Annotated in this window: 12 protein-coding genes; 4 read left to right on the forward strand and 8 right to left on the reverse strand. The window is 40.0% G+C overall.

All coding sequences use genetic code 11. From position 1 onward, the window contains the following. On the reverse strand, window positions 1–1,311 hold a 1,311-nt coding region (locus ACEW8O_RS21590), incomplete at its 3' end, for an SLBB domain-containing protein (RefSeq protein ID WP_373496703.1). Window positions 1,312–1,455: 144 nt separating this feature from the next. After that, the gene (locus tag ACEW8O_RS21595) at window positions 1,456–2,418 is read right to left on the reverse strand and encodes a radical SAM/SPASM domain-containing protein (RefSeq protein WP_373496704.1); all 963 of its coding nucleotides are present in this window, start codon (window positions 2,416–2,418) and stop codon (window positions 1,456–1,458) included. A gap of 252 nt (window positions 2,419–2,670) precedes the next feature. Here ACEW8O_RS21595 and gldB point away from each other — a divergent pair, with 252 nt between their 5' ends. Further along, on the forward strand, window positions 2,671–3,675 hold the full coding sequence (gene gldB / locus ACEW8O_RS21600) for a gliding motility lipoprotein GldB (protein ID WP_373496705.1): 1,005 nt from the start codon (window positions 2,671–2,673) through the stop codon (window positions 3,673–3,675). On the opposite strand, the gene ACEW8O_RS21605 is transcribed toward gldB, so the two are convergent. The 3 genes from ACEW8O_RS21605 to nth all read right to left on the reverse strand — a co-directional run bounded on the left by ACEW8O_RS21605 (window position 3,644) and on the right by nth (window position 7,604). After that, entirely contained in the window at window positions 3,644–4,867 is a 1,224-nt protein-coding gene (locus ACEW8O_RS21605; RefSeq protein ID WP_373496706.1) for a glycosyltransferase family 4 protein, read from the reverse strand. The genes gldB and ACEW8O_RS21605 overlap by 32 nt on opposite strands. 273 nt (window positions 4,868–5,140) lie before the next feature. After that, window positions 5,141–6,916, reverse strand: coding sequence for an asparagine synthase (glutamine-hydrolyzing) (gene asnB, locus ACEW8O_RS21610; RefSeq protein WP_373496707.1), 1,776 nt, complete (start codon window positions 6,914–6,916; stop codon window positions 5,141–5,143). A gap of 1 nt (window position 6,917) precedes the next feature. Further along, a complete protein-coding gene (gene nth / locus ACEW8O_RS21615; RefSeq protein WP_373496708.1) occupies window positions 6,918–7,604 on the reverse strand; it encodes an endonuclease III in 687 nt (228 codons plus the stop codon). Window positions 7,605–7,922: 318 nt separating this feature from the next. Here nth and ACEW8O_RS21620 point away from each other — a divergent pair, with 318 nt between their 5' ends. The 3 genes from ACEW8O_RS21620 (at window position 7,923) to ACEW8O_RS21630 (ending at window position 13,793) form a co-directional block, all read left to right on the forward strand. After that, the gene (locus ACEW8O_RS21620) at window positions 7,923–8,792 is read left to right on the forward strand and encodes a prolyl oligopeptidase family serine peptidase (RefSeq protein ID WP_373496709.1); all 870 of its coding nucleotides are present in this window, start codon (window positions 7,923–7,925) and stop codon (window positions 8,790–8,792) included. A 399-nt stretch (window positions 8,793–9,191) separates the two neighbouring features. Beyond that, window positions 9,192–12,074 carry a COR domain-containing protein gene (locus ACEW8O_RS21625; protein ID WP_373496710.1) on the forward strand — a complete coding sequence of 961 codons (2,883 nt, stop codon included), beginning with the start codon at window positions 9,192–9,194 and terminating at the stop codon, window positions 12,072–12,074. 687 nt (window positions 12,075–12,761) lie between these two features. Next, window positions 12,762–13,793, forward strand: a complete 1,032-nt coding sequence (locus tag ACEW8O_RS21630) for a chemotaxis protein CheB (RefSeq protein WP_373496711.1) — start codon at window positions 12,762–12,764, stop codon at window positions 13,791–13,793. 104 nt (window positions 13,794–13,897) lie between these two features. On the opposite strand, the gene ACEW8O_RS21635 is transcribed toward ACEW8O_RS21630, so the two are convergent. The 3 genes from ACEW8O_RS21635 to ACEW8O_RS21645 form a co-directional block, all read right to left on the reverse strand. After that, window positions 13,898–14,722 carry a ferritin-like domain-containing protein gene (locus ACEW8O_RS21635; RefSeq protein WP_373496712.1) on the reverse strand — a complete coding sequence of 275 codons (825 nt, stop codon included), beginning with the start codon at window positions 14,720–14,722 and terminating at the stop codon, window positions 13,898–13,900. Window positions 14,723–14,831: 109 nt separating this feature from the next. Then, window positions 14,832–15,497 carry a ferritin-like domain-containing protein gene (locus ACEW8O_RS21640; RefSeq protein WP_373496713.1) on the reverse strand — a complete coding sequence of 222 codons (666 nt, stop codon included), beginning with the start codon at window positions 15,495–15,497 and terminating at the stop codon, window positions 14,832–14,834. Window positions 15,498–15,756: 259 nt separating this feature from the next. Continuing rightward, on the reverse strand, window positions 15,757–17,979 hold the full coding sequence (locus ACEW8O_RS21645) for an APC family permease (RefSeq protein WP_373496714.1): 2,223 nt from the start codon (window positions 17,977–17,979) through the stop codon (window positions 15,757–15,759). Window positions 17,980–18,001: the final 22 nt, after the last annotated feature.

Raw genomic sequence — 18,001 nt, forward strand, 5'->3', positions numbered from 1 at the left:
CAGGGCAAAATTACCTTCCCGGAAAACTGCCCCTTTTATCTGTACGCGATTTGAATACCTGTTCAATACCCTGCCTACAGTATATTGGTCACCGCCTTTGACCATAAAAATTGAGAATTGGTTATCGAAAATATCGGAGACAGCCTTTTCTTTTCCGGTAATTCTTGTTACTGAAATCCGGTCTTTGAATGCCTCATCGGTAAATCCCCCGGCATATTCCAAAAGGTCACTGAAATTTTCCCCTTCTTTGACTTCAAATATTTTTGGCCTTTTTACTTCCCCGACCACGGATACCCTGGCCAAAAAGGGATCAACCATGATCACATCCTGATCCTGAAGCCTGAAATTAAGATTGGCATTGCCATGGACCAAAAAATCATAAATATCAAGCGTGCTGACAGTTTTCCCGTTTCGGACGACTTTAATGCTTCGCATGCTGCCATTATCATTGGGGCCTCCGGCTGCATACAGTGCATTGAAAACTGTACTGAAAGCACTGAGTGTAAAAGTACCGGGAAGTCTTAGTTCACCCACCAAGTGAACCTTAATAGTTCTGACATTTCCCAAGGTCAATTGCATGAAAGTTCGGGGATTGGTACCTCTAAGTTCGGTAAAGAACGAAGAAAGACGGCTCCTGATGATACCTTCAGCTTCTTCGATGGTTTTTCCGGAGATATTGATCGGACCTACATTGTCAAGAAGGATAAAACCATCTGCTGTGACGATGGATTCATAGTACTTTTCGGATTGGCCATACACATCTACATAGACCAAATCACCTGGTCCAAGCACATAATTTTTTGGTGTGGCTATATTCAGGTTCGGCTCAAAAGTCAACCTTCTTTTCTTGTTGTAAAATATATCTCCTCCAAAATAAGGCGAAGGCTCTTCTTCCAATCCTATAAACTCGCTTTGCTCCTGAAATAAGCCCTGCGTGATCTCGTTGAGGTCTGCTTGTTTTCTGGGCTCTCTTTTAGAAGCTGTAGCCCCTAGTCTGCCGCCTACCGCAGAGATATCCATTTTTTCCACCCGTTCCTTCAATTTCTCAAGTTCAACCTCAGAGACTCCCCTCAACCTTGCCATCTGAATAAGTTCAAACTCCGACAGCCCGGCTTCATTGGCCCTACGGATCAATTCCCTGATTTGGGCATCTGAAAGGTCATCTACTTTGATATTACTGATATCTGAAATTGATTGTGCCTGTATGGTCTGCGGGTAAATCCAACATAGGGATAAGGCTAAAACCAAAATTCCTGTAATTTTTTTCAGGTATTGGACAGATGGGATATACTTGGAGAAATATGGTGTCATTATATTTATTTCCTGCTTATACTTTTAATTTATCTGTATAAACCTAGGGTGTCTGCTAACTAAAATATGAGAAAATCTGCGTAAAGATAATTATTCCATGCTGTAAAGAAATATTAGCAGAATTAAATTCAAAATAGCATGACATTACGCTGTGCAGTTTTTGCAGATTTCTATTTGGGTACGGTCATTCAATAACTGTTTGCGGAAGGAATTATAAGAAGCATTGTTCCAAATATCTTTTAATGGATTTTTCTGGATTTTGCCCATAATATGTTGCCCATCTTTGTCAAAACAGCAGGGCAACATTCTGCCGTCCCAGGTCATAACTGCACCCTGCCACATCCTCCAACATTTGTTTCTGATTTCCTTTTTGAGTTTCCAGGTGCCGTTTTTGGTTGGGAGATACCTGGAATATTCGAGATTTTTAGGGATCAGGTCCGAGCCGTTTTCAAAATCATAAATCTGGGCAGTTTTTAATTGTAACTCATCTACCCCTATATCTTTGGCCCAAAACTTTAAATCCGGGATTTGATGTTCATTTTTGCCGGTTACCAAAAACTGAAGGATGATTCTGGGAAATTGCGTATTCTTTTCCCTTTTTCTTTTCAATATCAAGGTCAGACCTTTTTGAACTTTTTCAAGGTTTCCGCCAATCCTGTATTCTTCATAGACGTCTTGGCTGAGTCCATCCATCGAAACGATCAATTGTTTCAATCCCGAATCAATGGTCTGATCTACGTTTTTGTCGCTGATGTAATGTGCGTTGGTAGAAGTTGAGGTAAATACCCCTGAATCATCTGCATACCTGATCATGTTAAGAAATGCAGGATTCAAAAAGGGTTCACCCTGAAAATATAGGTGAATGTAGGTGAGCGAGTCTTTTGATTGGTCGATTATTTTTTGAAAAAGTGCGTATTCCAACATCCCCGTTGGTCTTGTAAAATTCCTCAGTCCACTGGGACATTCCGGGCAGCGGAGATTGCAACTGGTGGTCGGTTCTATGGATAAAGTGGTCGGATAACCCCAAATAGTTGGATTCTTGGTAAAACGGCTCAAGTGAAAAGAAATGAACAATAGAAAATAATTATTGAGTTTGTGGAAACTCATATATTTCAAATATTCTCTAAAAGTGATCCACTGGTTTTTCACAGTTTGAAGTAATCAAAAAATCAGGGAATAAAAAAAAAAATAGAACGCTGATGACGCTGATTTTGCAGATAAACACAGATAAAAAAAATCAGTGAAAATCAGCTCTATCAGCGTTATCAGCGTTCCCTTATATGAGATTGCCTAAAAAATTCAAAACCATCTGTTAGTTTATTGTAGATTTGGGAGCGGTCCCAATCAGAAATCTCCCTTATGAACCAATTAAAACTGATTTATTGCTGTTTGTTGCTCTTGTTTTATTTCTCCTCTTGCAAGCAAAAAGAGCAGGACTGTAAACTTGATGCTGAAATTCTGAAAACCAATCTGAATGTCGAAATCATCAGGCTGGAAAATGATTTTTTTGGGGCTAAATCAGAAGAAGACTTTTTGTTTTTGCTTGAAAAGTATCCTGAATTCACTGAGAGGTATCTTTGGTCAAATCAATATAATTCAAAAAGTGAAATGGCAAATGAACTTCTTGCCCTACATCGAGATACCACACTTGTGGAGTTATATGAAGAGGTGATGGTTCATTATCCTGATATTGAATTTCTTGAAATTGAGCTTACCAATGCCTTTAAGTATATTAAATATCATTTTCCTGAATTCAAGGTTCCAAAGGTCTATACTTTTGTCAGTGGATTTGCCTCGGATTTGTATTTGGATGAAGATATGATTGTCATTGGTTTGGATTATTACCTGCCTTTTGAACATAGATTTCAACCTCCCGATCTTCCCCAATATATATCAAATAGATATCAGAGACCATATATCGTTCCCATGATTGTCATGGCCATTTCATCTACGTTCAATAAGACCACCGTAGCCCAAAGTACACTTTTGGCTGAAATGATTTATTATGGCAAGGCTTATCATTTTACCAAAAGCATTCTTCCCTGTACCTCCGATGAATATATTATTGGTTATACTCCGGAAGAGATAGCGGCAAGTTTTGATAATGAAGAATTTATTTGGTCCTACTTTGTGGAAAATGATCTTTTTTTTGAAACCAATCCATTTATCATCAGGAAGTACACCGGAGAGGCACCAGCCACTGATGAAATCAGCCTCGATGCTCCCGGAAGAATTGGGAGATGGCTAGGCTGGAACATTGTAGATGATTTCAGAAGCAACAATAATCTTGATTTACGAGGATTAATGGATAATTGGGATTCAGATATGATTTTCAGGCAGTCAGGATATAAACCTCGTCCTTAAACTCCCTGTTGTGTTTTTCAGGATCTATCACTGCCAAAAGCCGCATGATGGCAATTTCCTTTGAAAAGTAAATCTCTGCCAATTCTCTTGAATTAGCTTGGTATTTTTTGAGCAAATTTGGGTTAGCTGCCAGCTTTTGGATCTTTTCCATAACCTCTGTTGGTTTTTCAGGATTGAAGTAAAATCCTAAATCATATTGTCGCACCAAGTCATGAACCCAACCTTTGTGGTTGACCAAAATGGCCTTGCCGGCGGCCAAAGCATCAAAAAATTTGTTGGGACTGTTGGTCTTTAATACCGGTAAATGGGCAAAAGAAACAAAGGCCATATCAGAAACCGACAACAAGTCCTTTACTTTTTCCTTGTTGCCAAATGGGATAAAGGTGAAATTGGTTAATCGTAGCTTTTTGGATTCATTGAACAATTTATTCACATGGGTACCTCTGCCCATGACTACAAATTGAAGGTCCAGTTTTCTTTTCTCTGCCATTTCTGCCAAAACCAAGATTTCATTGACCGCATTGACTTTACCGATGGCACCCGCATAGGCAATGGTGAATTTGTTGGATAAACCGAATTTTTTCAGGACTTGCTCACTTTTTTCAGAAGGGGTAAAAAACTCAGTGTCTGCAAAATTCGGTACCAAGTGGATTTTGCAGTCAGGGCATCGTTGTCTGATGGCATTTGCAATTCCGGGAGAAAGGGCCACAATTTTGAGAGCATTTCTGTAAACTTTCTTTTCAAAGTGGAACAGAAACCTTTTCAGTAGCGGATTATTGATGGCACCAACCTGAATCGGTGCATCTGGCCAAAGATCCCTTACCTCAAAGATATAGGGCACGGCAAACTTCTTTTTTGCCCAAAGTCCTATCCTGCCCGTGGTCAGTGGGGTGGAGGTAATGTAAAAGTAATCTGGCCGTGGAAGTTTGGCAATATGTTTTTTTGCCAATCTGACAAAAGTCAGAAATGCCCAAATCCTCCTTATAAATCCAAATTGCTGCTGATAGCCCACAGGAAGATAATGGACCTTAATGCCATCAATCAATTTAAAATCATATTCATCCTTCTCATGCGAAGTAATCATCTCCACTTCAATCCCGGCATTCACCAAACCCTTGGATAAATGGTAGGAACGTGTTCCACCACCTTCCTCAGGAGTTTTGAAGTATTGGTGGATGTAGATGAGTTTCATTGGTGGAGGTTTTTATCCTAAATGATGCCAGTTACCTTATTTCCTTTGCTTATCGTGATTTAAGTCGGAAGACCGATGACCGAAGATAGGTACTTCTAAATATTTAACCCTGATAAAACCAATTAAAAGCTAGTGTAATGTTAACTCTAATATTTAAAGGTTATAGCGAAAAGATTCAATTTATCATTCTTTGCGTCTTTGCGTCTCCCGAATGAATCGGGACAAGTTCCGCGGGAAAGATTGTCAATTTATCCTTAACATAGCACTTGATTTCTATTCATTGTTTTTTAGCCAACTGGCGAGAATGAAGAGGTTCCATAATTGGAGGAATTGTTTTTTTTCTGATCTTTCAGGATCGGCAGCTAATTTACGCATTTCAGGAGGAAAATCCGGACCCCAGGTTTTTTCCATTTCCCGGATAGGATCAAAAACCCATTTTCTGAATTCTTTTTCTTCAAACCACTCCAACAAGGGTAATCCAAAACCAAGTTTTTTCCTATGGGCGATTTTTCCCAAACCCCGATTTTGAAGAGCTGTTTTTATAAATTTCTTTCCAATCAAGTTATCATTGTCAGACTGAGCTTGTACCATTGACAATAAGTCCATATCCAAATAAGGGGACCGGCCTTCAATGCCATGCGCCATACATGCATTGTCATGGATTTTCAGAATATCATTGACCAGGTAAAAAGTCCGGTCCCATTCCAGTGCATTTTTTATGGGACTTTCATCTTGGGGGTACCATCTTTGGAATTCTGCGAGAAACTGATCTGGGATGGGCTGTAATGCAGCCATTTGAATAAATGTGAGATCGGGATTTTGATGAATGCTTTGTAGAACTTTTTTCCATGACGCAGGAAATAGAAAAGTGGGACCGAAAGCCTTCAAAAAATTGAATATCTTGGGATGCTTCAGGTATTGGTTAAAAGCCCGATGCCTGTTGTATCCTCCAAAAAGTTCATCTGCCCCGGCACCAGAGATCAGCACTTTCACTTTTTCTTTAGCAGTTTTAGCTACCATCCATGTGAGAAAGCCTGCACTGTCACCAATGGGTTGATCCAGGGATTTGATATATTCCGGCCAATTGTCCTGAAGGTCAGACTGGCTGACAAGGATTTCATGATGGAAACTAGGGTATTTTTTGCCCAAGTATTTGGCAAAATAGGGATCGTTATATTTTGACTGGTATTTTTTTTCCAGGGCAACATTAAAAGTATTCAGTGGCTGCCCCGTTTCCTCGTACCATAGTGAATAAAGCAGGCTACTATCTGCCCCGCCGCTCAGCACCATTCCCACAGGTCTTTCTGCATTGAAGTTTTTGAGAACCGCATCTTTCAATGTCTCCTCAAAAACATTTTGATCCAAGTGATTACTTTTAAAATGGGGGATACCCATTCTAAGTTTACTCAGCAGTTTTCCGGAAAAATCCAAAACCATAATCTCTCCCGGTAGGACTTGAGAGATTTGCTGATAAAACGAGCTGTCAGGGAAGCTGTGTCTGTAATAATAATATGGCAAGAATTGAGTAGTGTTGATGGAAAGTTGCCCATCATTTCCTGCGAGGATTCCTTTGGTTTCTGAGGAGAAAAACCAGTTTTTATCATTTTGAAAAAAGTACAATGGCTTCTCTCCCGAAATGTCTCTTGCAATAAATATTTGCTTTTTTTTAAGATCAGCAAAGGCAAAGGCAAACATCCCTTTCAGGGCGCTTATTTTTTCTGTTCCAAAATAATTGAGCCAATTCAACAATACCTCCGAATCACAGCTTCCTGTGAATTCACAACCTAAATTCAGCAGTTCATTTCTTAAATCCTGATAATTGTACAGCGCACCGTTCCAGATCAAAACGGCATCTTTTTCTTTATTCCAAATGGGCTGATTGGAGGCATCGCTGAGGTCCAATATCTTTAGCCGGTTCCCTGCAAAAAATATATTGTCGCTGACCCTTGAAAACCCCGAGTGGTCAGGCCCCCGGTGAACTGTGGCATTCATCATCATTTCGATGGATTTCTCTGAATCCGCATTGATCATGACATTTATTCCGCACATATTACTTTGTCTTCTTGGGTGGAAGCGTCCCTTCGTTGAAAATGGCCTCCCTGTTTTTCTCAAAGTACCGACAAAAATGGGTTAAGGTACATTCACCGCATTTGGGTTTCCTTGCGATGCAAACATATCTCCCATGCAATATCAGCCAATGATGTGCAATATGGATATGTTGTCTTGGGATGTGTTTCACCAATTGTTTCTCAACTTCCAATGGGGTCTTGGCATTTTGATTGACCAAACCCAATCTCTTGGAAACCCTAAATACATGCGTGTCAACAGCCATATTCGGTTGGTTCCAGACGACGGAGGTTATCACATTAGCTGTTTTTCGCCCTACTCCGGGAAGTTTCACCAATTCATCCACTGTGGAGGGAACTTCGCTATTGAACTGTTCGACCAACATTTTTCCCAAACCGATCAGATGTTTGGTTTTATTGTTGGGGTAGGAGATGCTTTTGATAAAAGGAAAAAGTTCATCAAAATCCGTTGCAGCCAGATGGGCGGGTGTGGGGAAGTTTTCAAAAATCGCAGGCGTAGTCATATTGACCCTTTTGTCAGTACATTGGGCGCTCAAAACCACGGCCACCAACAACTGAAAAGGAGACTCGTATTGGAGCTCGGTTTCAGCGATGGGCATATTGTTGGAAAAGTGATTGATAAAGGCGGTATATCTTTCTTTTTTGAGCATTGTTTTTTGGTTTGGAAATGACAGATGACCGATGTCGGATGACCGATGCTTCGTGCTTTTAAATTATTATCCTTGGATTTGATTAGATATAAACCCCTGATAAGCTTTTTAAATTGTAAACCGAATCCTCATTTCCTTTTGGTAATCACTTTTAACAAATCCTATTGATGGTTAAATTTCGAGTCATATCAACATCGGTCATCGGTCATCCGACATCAAACAAAAGGAAATCAAGCGACTTCCCTCAATTCCGACAATTATACAACTATAACAAGTAACCCTTACATTCGTTGTCATACAAAAGAAATAAATTTTAAAATGGGAAAAGCATTTATGCGATCAATAACGGGAAGTCTTTTTTTGGTTTTGTTGCTTTTTTCTTGTCAGGAAAATGAAGAACCGGGGTTGGATGCCAGGTTGGCCATTGACTTATTGGATGTCAAATATAGTGAGGACCGTCCAAACCAATTGTTGGATATATATCTTCCGGCCAATAGGAACAGCAATACCACAAAGGTTTTTGTTTGGATACATGGGGGCGGTTGGATTGATGGCAATAAGTCAGAATTTAAGGGTTTCAAGCCGTGGTTGGAAGAGGTACAGGATGACTACGCGTATATTGCCATCAATTACAGTTTGTACAATATTTCCAGCGGTTCAAACAGATTCCCGACTCAGGAGGAAGATATCAAAAAAGCCTTGGCCTACATCAAGTCTCAACTATCCACTTGGAATGTTTCTGATCAGGTGGTTTTGGCAGGAGGAAGTGCAGGGGGACATTTGGCTTTGTTGCACAGTTATAGAAACAATGAGGACAAATTGGTAAAAGCAACTGTTGCTTTTTTTCCGCCCACAGACTTGACAGCATTTTACGGTTTTAGTCTATTTACCAATTTATTGCTTGAAAATATAATGGGAGGTAATCCCACAAACCGAAAGGAAGTTTATTTCAACGGAAGTCCGCTTAATTTTGTCGATTCGCAGAGTGTTCCTACTGTACTTTTTCATGGCGACACGGACACTGTAGTGCCCATCTCCCAAAGCAAAATCCTGGAGGAAGCGCTAATTGCCAAAAATGTCCTTCACATGGCGGAATACGTCATCGGGCAGGGTCATGGCTTTAGCGCTCAGACCAATAAAGAGTTAATTGGTAAGATGCAGGGGTTTTTGGAGGGGGTTTTGGATTGAGGGGGATCAATAAGCAGGGTTTTCAGACTATATTTTTAAAATATGCAGTTCTCTTTCCGTTATTTTGATTCAATTCCTATGATAAGATTGCGATACAATTAGGACCTTGGCTTGATATGTTCCTGTTAAGGAAAATGATCTATGCTAAATGAAAATATTGACAAAATATTGAAAGAATCCTCTTTTTAAAATATCAAAAGAATTAACACATATTTTAACTCCTATTTCGGTTCATAATAATTGAAATCTTTTATAATTTTCTTAGATTAATGAATCGATTCATTAAGTTCTAAAATTGAACCAGATGGTCGAAGGAAGAGATGAATTTAAAAGATCACAACCAAATCGAAAAATTCATTATGACAACCAAATTAAAATCTAACAAAATATTATTTTTCTATGTCACTTAAAATAGCACTAAAAAGAATTCAAGACGCTAAAAAAAGTAATGCTGAGGCACTTAATTTATCCAATTTATATTTAATCGAAATTCCTTCAGAAATTTCTAATTTACCTCAATTAACACAGCTTAATCTGGCGAATAACAATCTCACCGAAATAAAAGGTCTAGATGCACTCACTCAATTAACTGCGCTTTCTTTCGAGCATAACCAAATCACCGAAATTAAAGGCCTAGAAGCATTCATTGAATTAACTTGGCTCACATTTGAAAATAACCGAATCACCGAAATAAAAGGCCTGGATGCGCTTTCTCAATTAACACACCTTAATTTGGCGAATAACCGAATAACCGAATTAAAAGGCTTGGATGCGCTATCTCAATTAACTGATCTTTATTTGTGGAATAACCACCTCACCGAAATAAAAGGTTTAGATACACTCACTAAATTAAATCAGCTTTCTTTGGTAGGTAACCAACTCCCCGAAATAAAAGGCTTGGATGCGCTTACTAAATTAAATCGACTTTATTTAGGAAATAATCAACTGACCGAAGTAAAAGGCTTGGATACACTCATCCAATTAACTCAACTTTCTTTGCAAAGTAACCAAATCACCGAAATAAAAGGATTGGATGCGATCACAAAACTAAAATGGCTTGATGTGAGAGATAACCAGCTCACCGAAATACCAGAGTTCCTGTTGGAATTTGGGATACCGATCTTTTTGGAATTCGCTTTATTTGAATCTGGCATTTTCGTTGATGGCAATCCTTTCGAAAATCCTCCAATTGAAGTAATTAAAAATGGAAATGAAGCTATACATGAATATTTTGATCAACTCAAAAAAAGTGGTGAGGAGTATTTAAATGAAGCTAAATTGATCTTGTTAGGCGATGGCCGGTCAGGAAAAACATCTCTTGCCAATCGTCTGCTTGGTAAAGAGTTGCCTAAGGAAGGTGACCGAACGATAGGGGTTGATATAGTAATTGGAGCTTATAGTTTCCAATTGGCAAATGGGCAGGATTTCAAAATAAACATCTGGGATTTTGCAGGACAGGACAAATACAAAACGCTCCATCAGCTATTTTATACCGAAAGCAGTCTGTATGTTTTAGTAGCAGAAAGTGGCAACAACACAATAGATTTTGATGATTGGTTTCAGACTGCCGCACTTTTTGGTGAAGGTAGCCCGTTGTTGGTGATACTAAACGAATTTAAAACAGGAATCGGAATGGGCAGCTTTGATACCAATTATTGGAAGAGGCAATTTCCTGATCTATTAAAAGAAGTCTTTACAGTTAATTTAGGGACGAAACAAAATTTTTCCAATGCTGAAGAATACATTCGATTGCTTGCCCAAACCCTACCTCATACCAAATATGTTTTTCCATCCAACTGGGCAGCTATAAGAAGAGTTTTAAATGAGCGAAGAAATAAGCAATACATCACATTGAAGGAATATTTGGAAATCTGTAAAAATAACAACCTACAAGAAAGAGAGAGTGCCTTAATCCTGAGTTCAGTTCTTCATAAGGTGGGTGATTGCCTGCATTATCAGAAGAATGAGCTTTTGGAACAGTTTATTATCCTAAAGAATGAATGGGCCACTGATGCAGTTTATAAAATCTTAGATGACGAAATTGTCGCAGAACAAAAAAGTGGTTTTTTTGACCGGTCAGATATAAAACGGATATGGAACAGTGCGGAGTATGAAGATATGCGTCCCCAATTATTAGAACTGATGAAGCAGTTTAAGCTGGCTTATCAATTGTTTGGTAAGGAAGAATTCGTAACGCCGCCGCTTTTATCTCCGAGCAGACCGGAAAATTTCGTTTGGCCAGATCTTGATTCATTGGAATTGTATATAGAATATGAATTTTTACCCAAAGCCCTGTTAACCCAATTTATCGTAACCCGTCATGCAGATATTGCAGAAGGAAGAACCCTAGTTTGGAGGCATGGGGTTGTTCTTAAATGGGAGGATGACACGCTTGCTGAAGTAACCAAAACGAAATTGCAGGGTAGAGATGCTTTTTATATCCGAACCCAGGGAAATAACCGCAAGGGAATGATGACAATAATATTGAAAACCTTTCGGGAGTTACATGAAGAATACAAAGGAATCAAGTACAAAGAAAAAGTACCATGTATATGTGAAGGTTGTCGAACCGGAAAAAATCATCAACATTATTTTGATTTTGCTAATCTTCAGTTGCGTTTGGAAAAAGGCCGTCATAAGGTGGATTGTGATAAATCTTTGGATGAGGTGAATGTATTAGCACTACTTGAAAACACTTTTGTATTTGAGCAATTCAAAGAAGGTCATACCCTTCAATTGAAAGCAAATGTCGTAAGAGAAAACGCTTCTGAAATTCGCATACTCAACCTGTTTTTGGCTTCCTCAAATGAACTTTTACCTGAGCGTGAAAAGATTGAGCAGGCTCTATACAGAAAAGTAGAATCTTTTAGAAAACGAGGCTTCCGGATTAAGTTATCAATATGGGAAAACGAAGAATATATCGGTAAATCTTTCCGCTCCCAAGATAATTATAACCTTCAAATTGATGATTGTAATCTATTTGTATTTCTGTTTTATTCTAAAGTAGGTGAGTTTTCTTCAGAAGAATTTGAGAAGGCAAAATGGCTATTTGAAAAGGTAAAAAAACCAATAATACGCATCTTTCAAAAAAATATTGATCTACCTAAAGACCTGAGTAGAGCAGATTCAGAAAGTCGGTTTGACTTTATGGAGATGTTAAGTAAAAATCAACACTTCCCTATACTATTTGAAAATCCAGATATGCTGGTAAACAAATTGGAAGATGCAATTGATAAATTATTACATGACAAGTCATTTGTAGAACAGCTATCTATTGAATGATATCATTTGGAGCTGCACCATAACATAAAACTACTTTCTGATACCTTGAGAGCTGCATCTCAGCATTTGGATATTAAAGGGGAAATATCAAATTGAACTTTCAGCATTTGCATACAGACCAATCCCTCATGAAGAAAATGTCGCAAAATGCTTCAAGGAATTGATCAAAAGAATTGAATGAGATTTTAAGAAGGAGAAGTATTTGAGAGTTGATGAACCCACCAAAGAAAAAATATATCGTTTAATTTCCCACAGTTTTAGACGAAAACCGAAAGCAAAATAAGGTCAAGAACCTCATTTACGCAATGTCAAAACGTGATAAAACAATTGAAAATCAAGGAACTACAAGGTATCCAAAGTGGGTGTTAAGAACAACTAAAGTGAAATAGCTTCAAGTATTTTAGATATACTTTAGACATACTTTAGACATACTTTAGATATACTTTAGATAAATTTTACACCCATTTATCATCTCTTTATTTTCAACTCTACTTATAAAAACCCTGACAATCAAGACAGCTTTACCCAATTCCTGACCTTTATTTTTGAAGCATATTGTTTAGGATTAATCTACCTAATCCACAATCTCTATTTAATGGCCATCATCATAGCTGTAATTTTTTGAATAACGTTAGAGAAATAGAGTGTTACGGATTTTGCACTTGATTGAATTTTAGCTGAAAAAAAATGGGAAAAAGCAGAAAAGCAGAAAAGCCTGAAAAAATTACCCAGGTAGTTGTAATAGGTACATCTGCGGGCGGGCTGGATGCATTAAAAGAACTGATCAGCCAAATCTCAAATGATTTTCCCTTGCCGATATTGGTGGTCCGGCATATTTCTCCTGATGCTACCGGGAATGTAGTCTTGGACCAGCTAAATAAGTTAAATTCTGTAAAATGTCAGCATGCCCAAAGCGGAATCAACCTGAAACCCGGAAATTTATACCTTGCGCCATCAGATCAACACCTTTTGATTGGGGGAGACCGGAAAATGTTGGTGACCAAAGGAGCACACGAAAATAGATCTCGTCCTGCTATTGATCCCTTGTTTCGGTCTGCTGCCGTGGCATTTGGTTCCGGTGTAATCGGTATATTGTTGACAGGATACCTTGATGATGGCACATCAGGAATGAAAGCCATAAAAAAATGCGGAGGAATATGTATAGTACAGGACCCGGATGATGCCGAGTATCCGGATATGCCAAGAAATGCCCTGAATAATATTGAAGTTGATTATTGCTTGCCCATAGCCGATATGGGAGATTTGCTTACCAAACTCATTCAGCGAAAATTACAAAAGAGCAAGCCTGTTCCGGAAAATGTTCTAGTAGAGGCTAAAATTGCCGAACGTGTGCTAAGCGACTTGTCTTCAGTAAATGAACTGGGTGATCAGGTTCCTTTTAATTGCCCGGGTTGTGGAGGTGTTTTATGGAAAGTGGGAAAGGATAGTGACTTACGCTTCCGCTGCCATACCGGACACTCATATACAGCTGCTTACCTTTTAGCCGAACAGACTAACAAGATTGAAGAAACGCTGTGGACTGCACTGCGGATGTTTGAAGAACATAAAAACCTACTGACTGAAATGGCACGAGGGAAAAAAGGTGTCGGTTCCCATACAGCCCTTGAAAGGGCAAAAACGTCCCAGGTTCATATTGATCGGATCAAGGCAATTTTGAAAACAGAAGAGAATGTAAGTGGGGATGATAGGCCTAAATAAGGAAATTTGGACTTTCAAAGTAAAACAGTTATCTCCATTGTTGGATTGCCTCACCCATCAGCCCAAATTTCCCTCTATTATTCAATATAGATGATCTTAATCCGTCAAGATGTAATGAAAAGGCTGGCAATAGCCACTGCTTCATCTCCTGTCAGGATTTCATCATAGGATTGTGAGGAAGCATCCACGCTAAATGGTGTTCCCTCTCCCAAAGACGTTACATTTACTCCGCCCTGGGTTAGATTATCCTCTCCATTATAGACTGCTTGAGTTGCTTCAGGCATTCCTGTTCCGCGTTCATCCCTTGTGATCCAGCCATCCAAACCTCTTAATCTTCTTATCTCAGATGCGTGCCTGGCCTCCACAGAATGTATCTGTAATGCTGGTTTCAAAAAATCTGACCCAATCAGGTTACCTGCCTGACCCTTATAAGCCCTGACTCCCGTATCCTCAAAAGCCTGAGCAAGTGCCAGTATCTGCGCATAAGCGGTCTCTGCCCCTATTCCATTTTCGTTGAAAGGGTCGAAAGCACCACCCGCCGTAAAATCAAAGGTAGGTTTTGGTCCCGGGGTAGCCCCAGCTCCTTCAAGTCCTTCCCTAAGAAATAAAACATGGGCCGCCTCGTGTTGAGAAATTTGAGCCATAACTGTCTGGGCTCTACCACTAGGTATCAACCCAGAGTCAAGCGCCATCTTATAAAATTCATCCTCCAGATATTCTAATGTCAATGCCAATTGCAAGGCTCCAACCGGATCATTGGAAGATTGTGCATAGGCTCTTTTCGGTGCCAAATAAAGCCCAAACGGAATGGCTGCTAGTGCAGCTTTAGCCCCATATGAACCAAACATTCCGAGCGCTTTTCTTCTATTTGATTTAGCTGAGATCATATTATCAGAGGTAAACTCTTCTAGAAATTTTATGATTTTCATGATTTCGTATAATTAAAACTAATTGTGAATTTGTTAAATGCTATCCCACTTTCCGGGCAAGCAAAATTGATCTTTCCATCGGTCAAGTGAAACTTAACTCAAAGTGGGATTACGGTAGATTGTTGGCAGTAAAGGGGGTCTTAATGAATCCCAGGGAAGTAACTGCTGCAATGACTTCTGACGGCAACAAAGCAACATCTAACGCATTATCTACTGTTACTACGTCATTTCCCGCAAAATCCGCTGAATTTGGATTTAGTAAAGAACGTATGGCAGAAGCATGCCTTGCTTCCACAGAAACAATCTTTCCTGCGACGAGCAGGTTATTCACGTCTGAAAGCAAACTACCTGCACCATTATAGGCACCTACCCCGGTATCTTCAAGTGTTTTGGCTGTGGCAATGACTTGATCCCTACTGTTAAAGTCCAAATTACCATAGTCAAATTCCAACATCGGAAGTTTTTTACCAGTATCAGAACCCACTGCAGCTGATATCGCGGCACTAAGAAACTCGCGATGATTTACTTCATGGTTGTATAAATCCAGAAATAATTTTTTTTCACTTGCATTGGCCCCGGCATAATAGCTGCCGTCCAACACCCTCGTGTAAAAATCAGCTTCCAACTGCTCCAAAGCATATGCGTAATTCAGTACACCGAGATCTCCTGTTCCAAGATCAAAAACATCATCCGGAAGTCTGATATCATCATCATCCTTGCATGCAAACAGCAGTCCCATACCTGCTAAAGTTGCTCCACTTGTCTTCAGGAACATTCTTCTTTGATTAAGATTTTTTGGCTTAGTTTTCATTTCATGTTTTTCCATAACTCAACTCTATTAAATGGATAAATTGACTAATATATATGTAAATCTAGGCTTGTTGAGGTTAGGATATCTTACAGTAATGATTGTATTATTAATGCATATTACAGGTAAAGCATTTTAAAAAATGAAAACCATAGGATGGCAAATGAAATTTAAGCCTCTGATAGGATTGATTATAGTGGGATAGGCAAAATGTATTTAAAACCCATTATTTTTTACTGATAAAAATCAATGCAGTATCTGTTTTTTCAGCCAGTAAAAGGGCCAGATGTCCGAATGCTTTCTCATGCTCACCGACTTTGCCCAATCCCATGATCACCAGATCATGCTCGGAAGCCTGTTTGATTAGTTCTGAGGCTACGTCATCATTTGGGATGATACGTACTTGAGTCTTTCCGGGAATTATACGATCAGCAAAACGCGAGAGCCTCAAATTATTCTTCTGAAGTGTTTCCAGAGAGGTATTTGTTGGCAGAATTTTTAAAAATGTGATTTCAGGTTGTGAGGAACGCCACAGGCTAGCAGCAACACGTGCCCTAAGCGGATCATGACTTTCAAACCCGGCTACAGGAATCAGTACTTTTCGTGCTTCAGTAATCTTCCATCCACTGTAAGGCTGTCGGAATACGACGACATCCGACCTGATATGTTTTACCAGTTTTTCAAGATTCTGAGTGGTTTGAAAATCGTTTAAACCACTTAATCCCAACAACAGACTACGGCAATTGTGTACTTTGACAACCCGTTCAATCTCTTCCCATGGGTGGTCGGCGATTGTGGTAAGTGTATCAGGACGCAACCCTGCTTCAAATGCGGCTTTGAGCGCGTACTGTGTCACATCCCGGCTAGATGCAAGTCGTTTTTCAATATCATCCTTTTCGGTACTTGGGATTACAATCGATAGCAGCAGGACCCGTCCTACAACCGGGGGTGCCAGTGCATTTGCCACAAAAACCATGGATTCCGCATTTGCAGGATTTGAAATTGGGAGCAAAACGAGTGGGCTTAAGCCCCTTAACCGGTAAAGATCCGGATCCAGGGCCTGATCTGAAGCTTCAATTGCCTGGGCTTTTTTTACAAAAAAGGAAACAAAGAGCACGGAACCGATGAGGAGCCATAGCAGTGAAATAATCCCTGCAGCCGGTACCATAATCGCTTGAAATAGCGCCAGCCCGATACAGGCGATCATTCCCACAATAGGAAGTATAGGGAAAAAGGGAGCCCTGAATGTTTTGCTCGTTGCATAGCCACGATTTCTCATCAGAATCATAATCAGATGCGCCAATGCGAATGTGATCAGAAAAATCAAACTGGAAGCCGCACCGGCAGCGGCTACATCAGGCAGGATCAAAACAAGAAGTGCCACAATTCCACACGTGACCCATATCGATCTTTTTGGCGTTCCGAATCGCTGATCTATAGTTGACAGGTGATGAGTTAAGGTGCGGTCTTTTGCCATTCTCAGTGAGATTCTCGAAGCTGCGAAGAGGTTGGCCTGTAAAGCTGACAGCATCGAAAATATACCTGCTATTAAAACCAACCAGAACCCAAAAGCTCCCAGGTAATTTTGGGCAGCAACAGCCAAAACTGTTTCGGGGTTTTCCCGGCTGAGTTCTGTTATTGATTCCCCGGGCAGCACGCCCACTGTTGACATCACAAAAAGCAAGGGTATGTAAATTGCTAACCCAACTGCAAGTGTTCCCACCATAGCCTTAGGGATTGTCTTTTCGGGGTTTTTAATTTCACCCGCGGCAGAGCCTATTAAATCAAACCCCTGTAGTGCTATAAATGTATATCCCATGGCCGCGATCACTCCGCTAAATCCTCCTGAGAAAAACGGGGTGAGGCTTTGAGTGATATGAGTGAATGGTGTTTGCACAAAAACAGCGAGTCCCCCCGCTATCAATATGGCAAATACGATGAGTTTGCCGATATTGATTACAGCACCGCCTTCTCCGGTGCCTTTTGTAAGGCTGAAAGTATAATAACCTATAGCTGCTATCGCCAGCAAAATCGGTAGCATTCTGAACTCCAGGATTCCGCTCAACCCATCTGCCGGAATTTGCTGAAGAGCAAACAAAGCGAAGGACCCAAAACCAAGTGCGTACAAAACTGCCGCTACCAACGAGGCAAACCAAACAATCCAGCCCACCCCAAACGCCACCTGTAGCGAAAGTGCCTTTTTGGCATAGGTATAGGTACCGCCTGACTGCGGATTTGCCGAAGCCATCTCGGCAAAACTGAGTGCGGTGATAAAAGCAATCAATCCGTTGAGGATAAAGGCCAAGATTGCCGAAGGCCCGCTCACTGCAAAGGCCACCCCGGCCAAGGCCAATATCCCGCCACCTACCATCGCACCCACACCAATGCCTAAGGCTCCGATAAATCCAATTTTGCGTCCTGTTACTAAAGATGTTGGTTCTGAATTCATTATAGATCTTATTTTCGGAAAT

Origin of the sequence: Aquiflexum sp., from assembly GCF_041749095.1 — a bacterium.
GTDB lineage: Bacteria > Bacteroidota > Bacteroidia > Cytophagales > Cyclobacteriaceae > Aquiflexum.